The 9,973-nt window shown below is 34.8% G+C and carries 8 protein-coding genes; 5 read left to right on the top strand and 3 right to left on the bottom strand.

Annotated features, from left to right (window positions below):
- Nucleotides 1–185 precede the first annotated feature (185 nt).
- From CI949_RS12335 to CI949_RS12315, 5 genes are all read left to right on the top strand, one after another.
- Nucleotides 186–1,235 carry a LacI family DNA-binding transcriptional regulator gene (locus CI949_RS12335; RefSeq protein ID WP_133529762.1) on the top strand — a complete coding sequence of 350 codons (1,050 nt, stop codon included), beginning with the start codon at nt 186–188 and terminating at the stop codon, nt 1,233–1,235.
- 59 nt (nt 1,236–1,294) lie between these two features.
- The gene (locus CI949_RS12330; RefSeq protein ID WP_290766957.1) at nt 1,295–2,590 is read left to right on the top strand and encodes an ABC transporter substrate-binding protein; all 1,296 of its coding nucleotides are present in this window, start codon (nt 1,295–1,297) and stop codon (nt 2,588–2,590) included.
- A gap of 79 nt (nt 2,591–2,669) precedes the next feature.
- The gene (locus CI949_RS12325) at nt 2,670–3,740 is read left to right on the top strand and encodes a carbohydrate ABC transporter permease (RefSeq protein WP_133529764.1); all 1,071 of its coding nucleotides are present in this window, start codon (nt 2,670–2,672) and stop codon (nt 3,738–3,740) included.
- A complete protein-coding gene (locus CI949_RS12320; RefSeq protein ID WP_133529765.1) occupies nt 3,737–4,603 on the top strand; it encodes a carbohydrate ABC transporter permease in 867 nt (288 codons plus the stop codon). Before CI949_RS12325 ends, CI949_RS12320 begins: the two co-directional genes overlap by 4 nt.
- Before the next feature lie 184 nt (nt 4,604–4,787).
- Nucleotides 4,788–7,091, top strand: a complete 2,304-nt coding sequence (locus CI949_RS12315; protein WP_290766954.1) for a glycosyl hydrolase family 65 protein — start codon at nt 4,788–4,790, stop codon at nt 7,089–7,091.
- A 133-nt stretch (nt 7,092–7,224) separates the two neighbouring features.
- Here the strand turns inward: CI949_RS12315 and CI949_RS12310 are convergent, their stop codons facing one another.
- From CI949_RS12310 to CI949_RS12300, 3 genes are read right to left on the bottom strand one after another with little or no spacing between them, the layout of a single operon-like run.
- Nucleotides 7,225–8,022, bottom strand: a complete 798-nt coding sequence (locus tag CI949_RS12310) for an ABC transporter ATP-binding protein (protein WP_133529767.1) — start codon at nt 8,020–8,022, stop codon at nt 7,225–7,227.
- A gap of 7 nt (nt 8,023–8,029) precedes the next feature.
- A complete protein-coding gene (locus CI949_RS12305; RefSeq protein WP_133529768.1) occupies nt 8,030–8,896 on the bottom strand; it encodes an ABC transporter permease in 867 nt (288 codons plus the stop codon).
- Nucleotides 8,897–8,955: 59 nt separating this feature from the next.
- Entirely contained in the window at nt 8,956–9,933 is a 978-nt protein-coding gene (locus CI949_RS12300) for an ABC transporter substrate-binding protein (RefSeq protein ID WP_133529769.1), read from the bottom strand.
- Nucleotides 9,934–9,973 lie beyond the last annotated feature (40 nt).

Here is a 9,973-nt window from a genome sequence, read left to right as displayed (position 1 = left end):
TCAAATAAAACTTTAAAAATTAGTAATTAAGTCATATAAAGTCATTTTTACTTAAAAAAACACTCTTTTTTTGATAATTAAGCAAAAAAATCAAAAAAATTTGATTTTTATGCAGGAGATTTAAATTTAGTATTGAATATATTAAATAGTGAAATGGATTTCATTATTTTCAGGGAGCGAAAATTATGGATGTAACTATGAAAGATGTAGCAAAATTAGCCGGCGTCTCATTAAGCACAGTTTCGCGTGTTTTAAATGATAGTTCTTTAGTTAGAGAAGAAACAGCCAGAAAAGTTCAGAAGGCTGTTGAAAAACTGGACTATCAAATAAATGATTCTGCTCGAATACTGAGAACCAACACAAGTAACTTAATTGGAGTTATTGGTGCAGGTATGGAGAGGCCTTTTCTGGCTAATCTGCTTAAAGGAATTGAAGCAGAAGCGAGAGAAAGAGGCTATGCTCTGATTTATGGAGATTCTGATGGAGAATTTGAAAAGGAGCAGAATTATCTTAATATTATGAAGCAGAAGAAGATTGATGGTATAATTCTGATTACAACAAATTATTATAATGACCTGCTTTCAATTGTTAAGAACTACCAGATTCCAGTAGTTTTTGCTTCAGGCTATATTAGTGATCCGGATATTAGTTGTGTAACAGTAGACAATGTAGCTGCTGCCTATGATATTGTTGAGTTTCTCTGTCAGGCAGGGCACAAAGACATCGCTTTTATCAAGGGGCCTGACTTAGATTTACTTGCCAGTCAGGAGAGACTTAGAGGAGTTAAACTTGCATTAAGGCTCAGTAATATAAAATATAATCCAAATCGTTTTATAGAAGGAGATTTCACTTTTGAAAGTGGCTATTCAGCGGCGAAGAAAATTATCAATAAATTTCCTGATGTAACTGCAATTTTTGCTTTTAATGATGAAATGGCTGTTGGTGCAATAAGATATTTAAAAGAACAAAATATTAAAGTGCCGGAAGACATTTCAGTTGTTGGTTTTGATGGGATTGAGCTTGGTAAATATACTGATCCAGCTCTAACAACTATCAAACAGTCAGGCTATCAGCTTGGTTTAAAAAGCATTGAAATGTTGAATAAAATTATCAATAAAGAGAAAATTGAAGATAATAAAGTCTTTATTCCACATAAACTTGTGGTTAGAGAAAGTACAAATAAATTAAATGAACTTACTACTAAGAAGGAGGTGGTAGTAAATAATAGGGGGTAGTTAAGATATATTCTTAACATAATTATTTAATTAATTAACTTTAAGGAGGAGAATTATTAATGAGAAAATATTTGCTTTTAGTTTTAGCTTTAGTTTTAGTGGTTTCATTTACAGCTGTAGGGTTTGCTCAGGATAAGACAGAAATAACTGTTGCTGCTGGTAGTGTTGGTAAAGAGCTTGAATTAACTCAAAAGGCAGCTCAGATGTATATGGAAGAAAATCCTGATGTAAAAGTTAATGTTCTTTCTACACCAGATCTTGCAAATGATAGATTAGGCTTATATCTTCAGTTTTTAGAAGCAAAAAGTCCGAAAGTTGATGTCTATCAGGTTGACGTTATCTGGCCTGGAGACTTAGCTCAGCACTTTATTGATCTGAATGAGTATGGTGCAGAAAAAGTGGCAGATAAGCATTTCCAGGAAATCGTTCAGAACAATACTGTTAACGGAAGACTTGTTGCAATTCCCTGGTTTACAGATGCAGGGCTTTTATACTATAGAACCGATTTACTCGAAAAATATGATCGTAAAGTTCCTGAAACATGGACTGAGTTACAGGAAACAGCTAAATATATTATGGAAAAAGAAAGAGCAGCTGGCAACCCTGACTTTTATGGTTATGTCTGGCAGGGTAATGCTTATGAAGGACTTACCTGTGATGCATTAGAATGGGTATTCTCTAATGGTGGAGGTACAATTGTTAGTCCTGATAAGAAAATAACTATCAATAATGAAAAAGCGATTGAAGCAATCGATATGGCAGCTGGCTGGGTTGGAGACATTTCTCCTACAGGTGTAACAGGTATGGGAGAAGAAGATGCGAGAAAAATGTGGGAAGCTGGTAATGCATTATTTATGCGCAACTGGCCTTATGCTTACACATTAGGTAATGCAGATACAAGTCAGATTAAAGGTAAATTTGATGTTGCACCTCTGCCTGCTGGTGACAGTGGTAGTTCTGCTGCAACACTTGGTGGCTGGAACCTATCAGTTAGTAAGTACAGTGAACACCCTGAAGTAGCTGCTGATTTTGCCTTATTCCTGGCTAGCGAAAAAGTTCAGAAAATGAGAGCTATTGAAGGTTCATTTAACCCAACAATCAAATCATTATATCAGGATGAAGAAGTATTAGAAGCAGTTCCTTTCTTCGGTAAATTATATGAAGTATTTACCAATGCTGTTGCTAGACCTTCTACTGCAACTGCACCAAAGTATAATCAGGCATCCGAAATTTTCTTCCAGGGAGTACACTCTGTATTAACTGGTGAAAGTGATGCTACTACTGCAGTTCAGTATATGGAATTAGATCTTAAAGATCTACTTGGTTATGAAACAGGAGAACCAAGACAGCCGTAATTGTTTTATTTAGTTAAATAAAATGGGGAGGGCCGCTTTTTGGCCCTTCTTAATTTCATTAAAATGAGGAGGTTTACTGATGGCAAAAAAGGCAATGTCAGAATTAGCAAAAGAAGAACAGAAACTTGCTATTAAATTGTTGATCCCAACCTTTATTATTTTACTTGTTATTGCATTATATCCGCTGGGACAGGTTTTTTATACCAGCTTTACCAATCGGACTTTTGCAGGTACCGGGACAACAGAGTTTGTGGGTTTAGATAATTATCAAAAATTACTAGCTTTTTCTATAGAAGAGTTACCACCAGTAGTAGACGAGGAAACCGGTAAGGTTAAAATTGATGAGGAAACAGGAGAAAAAGTTTTTCAAAGTCCAATTCAGGTACTGCCCAGACAGCCAGAGCTTCATCGGCCGGTATATACCTTTAATTTTTTTGGCAGTAAATATGTTGTTGGAGCTGTTACTCCAGATTTTATCAGGGCTGTTTTTAATACAATTATTTTTACTGTTTTTTCAGTTTTGATAGAAACAATATTAGGACTTGGAGTAGCTTTAGTAGTTAATAGTGAATTTAAGGGAAGGGGTATGATGAGAGCAGTTATGCTCGTACCCTGGGCTGTTATTACTGTTGTCTCTGCAAAAATGTGGCAGTGGATGTTTCAGCCAACAAGAGCAGGACTATTTAATATGCTGCTGGATAAATTTGGTATAGGTACAGGTAATTTTTCCTTCCTCACAAATCCAAGTCTGCAGATGCCTGCAATTATTGCTGTAGATGTCTGGAAAACAACTCCTTTTATGGCACTGCTTTTACTGGCAGGTCTGCAGCTTATTCCGCAGGAATTATATGAAGCCGCAGAAGTTGATGGGGCTAGTAAAATAAGACAATTTTTTACTATTACTTTACCACTATTAAAGCCATCTGTTGCAGTAGCCTTAATTTTTAGAACTTTAGACTCTCTTAGAGTTTTTGATGTTTTTCAGGTATTACTTGCACAAAAACGATATTCAATGGCCAGTTTTAACTATTTCCAGCTTATTTCTGCCAGACAGATGGGAATGGCTTCAGCAATTGGAGTTATTATCTTTATTTTAATTTTCTTTTTTGCGCTGGCTTACATGAAAGCACTGGGAGTTGATACAGAATGAGTAAAACTCAAAAGAAAGTACTTAAAAAAATATTGTTTTATTTTGTGCTGGCAGTTATAGTTGTTTACTTATTATTTCCATTTTATTGGGCGGTGAACTCATCTTTAAAATCACAGGCCCAGCTTTCAATGACACCAGCTACCTTAATTCCTAGAGATCCCGATACTGGTGAAATATCAATTTTTACCCGCAACTATTTTGCTATCTTTAAAAATGGACAGTTTTTACGAGGTTTAGTTAACAGTTCTATTGTTGCTACTTCGACAACAATTTTATCACTAATTGTTGGTTCATTTGCAGCTTTTGCTTTAGGAAAATTAAGATTTAGGGGAAAAGAACCGGCATTATACGTAATTTTAGCGATGACAATGTTTCCCCAGGTAACTGTTTTATCTGGTTTATATGCAGTAATTAATGCACTTAATTTAAGTGCCCGTTTTAGTATGATCTTTACTTACATGCTGTTTACACTTCCATTTACTACCTGGGTTTTAACATCATTTTTTAGAGATTTACCGAAAGAAATTATGCAGTCAGCTCAGGTTGATGGTGCAACTCCATTTCAGACTTTCCATATGATATTATTACCACTAACTGCTCCAGCTTTAGTTACAACTGGACTTTTAGCATTCATTCAGGCCTGGAATGAGTACTTATTTGCTCTAACATTTACTTCGATTGATCCTAGTGCAAGAACCGTACCTGTAGCCATTCAGTATTTTTCAGGTGAGTTTGCAAGACAGGAGCCCTTTGGAGAAATCATGGCAGCTGCAGTTGTTGTAACAATTCCAATTGTGGTGCTTGTGTTAATCTTCCAGAAGCGTATTGTTGCTGGTTTAACTGCTGGTGCTGTTAAAGGATAAATTTCTAACAGATTGTTAAAATAAGAATTTAGTAAATTTGAGCTTTAATTTTATAAGGAGATATAAATTAGTAACATCAATAATAAATACTTAACTGATTAGAAATTAGAGAAAATCAGGCCATCAAACTATGGGATAACTATATTTTGATGGCCTAATTTATTTGTTATAAGGAGGCGTAAAATTGGACTATCAAGATTTTTTTAAAATTAAAGATGACTGGAATATAAAAATTGAAGAATTAAAAGATGAACAATTAGTACATTATGGAAGCAATCTATTATGTGGTAATGGTTATCTTGGTTATAGGGGGACTTTAGAAGAGTGGGGAAAGGATGAGTATCAGGCCTGTGTTATAACTGATACCTATGATATGGCTGACGGAAAGTGGCGAGAATTATCAAATTCTCCCAATGCTTTATTTACAGAAGTAAAAATTGGAGGAGAAAAATTAGGTGATTATCCAGATGAAGACTTAATGACTACTGAACTTGATTTTGATTATAAATATGGAGTTTTCAAAAGAAATTCTAGAGCAAAAAATTCAACAGCTGAAATTGTATCAGAAAGATTTGCTTCTTATGATAATCTTCATTTAATTGCCAATAAATATCAACTAAATAATCTAGAAGAAAATAAAGTTGAAATAAAGCTGGGAATTAAAGGAGATATCTGGGATTTGAATGGCTCTCATCTTGAGAATTTTAGTGGAGAGTATGACAGTGAGAAAAATATTTTATATTTAAAAGCAAACACTGTTGAAAAAAATATTGATTTGATTACAGCTTTATCTTTTGATTTTAAAAAGGGGGACATTGAAAGCTTAAAAGTAGAAAATGAGGAAAAGTCAATCTATTTATTATTAAAAATTAAGCCAGAAAATAAGGTGGTTAAATTTGAAAGAAATATGCTTGTTTATTCCAGTAATGATTTAAAAAATCCTTTAGAAAAAGCAGTAGAAGCGGCATTAGAAGCAGCAGCTGAGGGTTATCAGCAGTTGAAGCAAGAACACCAGCATGTCTGGGATAAAAAATGGGAACTGATGGATATTAAAATAGCAGGAAATCAGCTTGATCAGTTAGCAGTACATTTTAACCTCTATCACAATGTTATTGCAACTCCTGCTCACAGCGAATACTTACCGATTGGAGCCAGGGGTTTATCATGTCAGGCTTATCAGGGAGCAGCTTTCTGGGATCAGGAAATATTTAATCTGCCCATGTTTTTGTTTACGGAAACAAAAACGGCTAAGAATATTTTGAAATACCGCTATCACACACTTGATGGAGCCAGAAAAAAAGCAAAAGACTTAGGTTATGATGGTGCTTTTTATGCCTGGATTAGCGGTAAAAGTGGTCAAGAATTGTGTCCATCATTCTTTTTTAAAGATGTAATTAGCGGTCGCAAAATAAGAAACCACTTTAATGACTGGCAGATCCATGTATCTCCTGACATAAGTTATACAATCTGGAAATATTATATAGCAACTGATGATCTTGATTTTGTAGTAGACTATGGTAGTGAAATTCTATTTGAGGTAGCAAGGTTTTTACATTCTCGCGTACACTACAACCAGTATAAGGACCAGTATGAGATAATTAGACTTTTGGGACCGGATGAATATCATGAAAATGTTGATAATAATGCTTTTACAAATTATCAAACTCGCTATGCACTAAAAAAAGCACTATATTTTTATTATAAAATGGAAAATGAATATCCCGAAAAACTTAAGGCTTTGAAAGAAAAAATTGATCTTCAGGAAAAAGAAGTAACCGCCTGGCAGGAGATTGCAGAAAGGATATATTTACCAGAGCCTGATGAAAATATGTTGATTGAACAGTTCGACGGTTACTTTGATCTAGAAGATACAACTGCTGAAGTTTTAGAAGAAAGGTTGATCGATAAACAGGAATACTGGGGTTGGCCAAACGGTGTGGCTGTATTTACTCAGGTAATTAAACAGGCCGATGTAATTCAGCTTTTCACAATGCATGATATTTTCTCTGAAGAAGTACTTGCAGCTAATTATGATTATTATGAACCAAGAACTCAACACGGTTCATCCTTGAGTCCTTCTCAATATGCGATTGTAGCTGCTCGTTTGGGTAGAGCAGAAGAAGCCTATGATTATTTTGAGGCCTCTGCCTTTATTGATCTGATGAGTACTAATAAGGCTGTTAGTGGAGGAACTTTTATTGGTGGAGTTCATACTGCTGCAGCTGGTGGAATCTGGCAGTTGATTGTTAATGGTTTTGCTGGCATGAATATTAATCGTAAGGGACTTTCTTTTATGCCTATACTGCCGGAAGAGTGGGATTCAGTTGAATTCAAGCTGAACTATAAAGCAAATAAACTTAAAATCAAGCTGAGTTCTGATAGTTTTACTGTTCAAGCTTCAGCTTCAAATAAAACTTCAGTTGAGTTTAAAGTTGAGGATAAGCACTATAAAGCTGCAGCTGGAGAAGAAGTAAATATTAAGATTTAGTTTTACTGTATAAAAAAAGCTCCCTTTAAAGGGAGCTTTTCTAAAATATTTAGCTTTAAACTACTAAACTACTCTTTAAATTAAAATTGTAAAAAGTTAAATAATTATATAAACCTGATTCAAGAAACAAAAATTAAACTGAGAGCAGCATCCGATCATTATTGAATTTACCACCATGTTTAATTTCAAACATTTTGAGCAGTTTTTCAATAGTCAGGTTTTCTTTTTCTTCACCCTGAATATCATAGATAATCTGGCCGTCATCCATCATAATTAGTCGGTTGCCCATCTTAATTGCATCCTCCATATTATGAGTGATCATTAGGGTTGTAATATTATTACTATTGACAAGTTCTGCAGTTAGATTTTTTATTTTAATAGCTGTTGCAGGGTCTAAAGCTGCAGTGTGCTCATCTAATAGCAGTAATCTTGGATTAGCAACTGTGGCCATCAAAAGAGTTAGGGCCTGCCGCTGACCTCCAGATAATAATTTTACTTTAGTTGTTAGTCTTTTTTCCAAACCAAGATCAATTTTTTCTAAATGTTTCTGCATTATCTCCCGCTTGTGCTTACTTAATCCCCATTTTAAAGAAAGATTATTTGACTTTGAGATAGCAAGAGAAAGATTTTCTTCTATTGTCATCTCAGGAGAAGTTCCTGCCAGAGGGTTTTGAAAAACCCTGCCAATTTTTTTAGCACATTTGTACTCTGTTTTGGCAGTAATATCTTCATCATCTAAAAAGATACTTCCATTATCAACAGGGAAGACACCTGCAATTGAATTTAAAAGAGTTGATTTTCCAGCTCCATTACTTCCAACAATTGTAATAAAATCTCCTTCATTTACAGTCAGATCAATTTTATTAATCGCTACATTTTCATTTGGAGTTCCTTTATAAAATATTTTTTCTAGATTATTAACTTTTAGCATTTTTTTATCACCTCAATGCTTTTTTAATTCTTGGTGTTGATAAGAAAACTATTACTATAACTGCTGTTAAAAGTTTTAAATCAGAAGCAGCCAGCCCCAGATTTAAAGCAATTGATATACTGAAACGATATAGAATAGAACCAATAATAACTCCAATAGTTGCAACCATAATTGATTTTTCGCCAATTACTACCTCGCCTATTATTACCGAAGCCAGTCCAGCAACAATAGTACCAACACCCATGTTTACATCTGCAAATCCCTGATACTGTCCAACAAGAGCTCCTGAAAGAGCAACTAAAGCATTAGAAATAATAAGCCCCAGCATCTTCATCGAATTTGTACTGATTCCCATACTTCTAATCATTTGAGGATTATCTCCGGTTGCTCTTAAGGCAAAACCAATTTGAGTATTTAAAAATGCATCAAGTAAAAATTTAACTACTACTATCACCAGGATCAATAATAAAAGGTTATTCCAGGGATATGGAACACCTAAATCCTTAATGAATGAAAAAATAGTATCTTTTCCAATCAGTGGAATATTTGGCCTTCCCATTACCCGTAAATTAATTGAATAGAGGGAGGTCATAGTTAAAATACCTGATAAGAGCGGAGCTATTTTTAGTTTTGTATTTAAAAACCCAGTTATAGCTCCTGCCATTCCACCAGCCACAACTGCTGCTGCAAGTGAATAAAAAGGATTAACCCCTGCAACCAGCAGCCGAGCTGAAACAGCAGCTCCCAGAGGAAGACTGCCGTCAACTGTCAGGTCAGCAAAATCAAGAATCCTAAAAGATATAAATACTCCCAGAGCCATTATCCCGAAGGCAAGCCCCTGTTCTAATGACGTTATTGCAAAACTTAGATTCATAACACACCTCACACCATTTCTAAACTACTTATTTTCTAGCTACTTATTTTTTCGAATTATTACTGTGTAATTTCCTCATAAATAACATTTGCTCTATCCATTACAGCTGCTGGAATTTCCAGCTCGAGATTTTCAGCTGCTTTGGTATTTAAATATAATTTTAGCTCATCAGAAGATTCTACACTCATTTCAGCCGGAGATTCTCCATTTAATACTCTAGCAGCCATTTTCCCGGTTTGAATTCCAAGTAATTTATAATCGATACCAAGAGTAGCGATTGCACCCTGTCTAACCTGTCCATTTTCAGACGCAAAAACTGGAATCTTATTTTGATTTGTTATGTTTAAAACCGAGGGTAAGGCAGATACAATAATATTATCTGTCGGAACATAAATCGCATCAACATCTCCAATCAGAGACGAAGTAGCAAGGCTTACCTCACTGCTGTTGCTGACAGTAGCTTCGTGTAAATTAATTCCCATCTCTTTAGTAGTTTCTTTTACTAGATCTACCTGAACAACTGAGTTAACTTCACCTGGGTTATAAAGAACACCAAGGTCAGTAATATTTGGAATAAACTCTTTAATTAATTCAAGCTGTTGAGCTACAGGATTCATATCTGTAGTTCCTGTGAGGTTACTACCTGGCTCTTCCATAGTTTCAACAATACCAGCTTCTACAGGATCAGTAACAGCTGTAAATAAAACAGGAATATTTTTTATAACATTTGCTGCTGCTTGTGCATTAGGAGTTGCAATGGCTAGAACTAAGTCTAAATTATTACTTTTAAACTGCTGAGCTATAGATTGAGCAGTAGCAAAATCAGCCTGTGCATTTTGCACAGTAAATTCTATCATATCTTCAGTAAAACCTTCTTCCGCCAGTCCTTCAATAAAACCTTCTCTGGCTGCATCCAAAGCAGGATGTTCTACAAATTGAGAAATACCAATCTGATAATCCTGAGCACCTACCTGAGCCACTGTAAACATCAATAAAGCAAAAGTTAAAACAAATAAAATTAAAATTTTCTTTTTCATTTTTTTTATTCCCCTTTCTAACTGGTAGTGGGAATAAGAA

The organism is Halanaerobium sp., assembly GCF_003070835.1.
The sequence above is the reverse complement of the archived record's forward strand: the minus strand, read 5'-3'. Positions and strand labels throughout refer to the sequence as shown.

Bases quoted from the DNA above. Each gene is read 5' to 3' on its own strand.
- CI949_RS12335 (WP_133529762.1), top strand. From the start codon at position 186: ATGGATGTAACTATGAAAGATGTAGCAAAATTAGCCGGCGTCTCATTA.
- CI949_RS12330 (WP_290766957.1), top strand. From the start codon at position 1,295: ATGAGAAAATATTTGCTTTTAGTTTTAGCTTTAGTTTTAGTGGTTTCA.
- CI949_RS12325 (WP_133529764.1), top strand. From the start codon at position 2,670: ATGGCAAAAAAGGCAATGTCAGAATTAGCAAAAGAAGAACAGAAACTT.
- CI949_RS12320 (WP_133529765.1), top strand. From the start codon at position 3,737: ATGAGTAAAACTCAAAAGAAAGTACTTAAAAAAATATTGTTTTATTTT.
- CI949_RS12310 (WP_133529767.1), bottom strand. From the start codon at position 8,022: ATGCTAAAAGTTAATAATCTAGAAAAAATATTTTATAAAGGAACTCCA.
- CI949_RS12305 (WP_133529768.1), bottom strand. From the start codon at position 8,896: ATGAATCTAAGTTTTGCAATAACGTCATTAGAACAGGGGCTTGCCTTC.
- CI949_RS12300 (WP_133529769.1), bottom strand. From the start codon at position 9,933: ATGAAAAAGAAAATTTTAATTTTATTTGTTTTAACTTTTGCTTTATTG.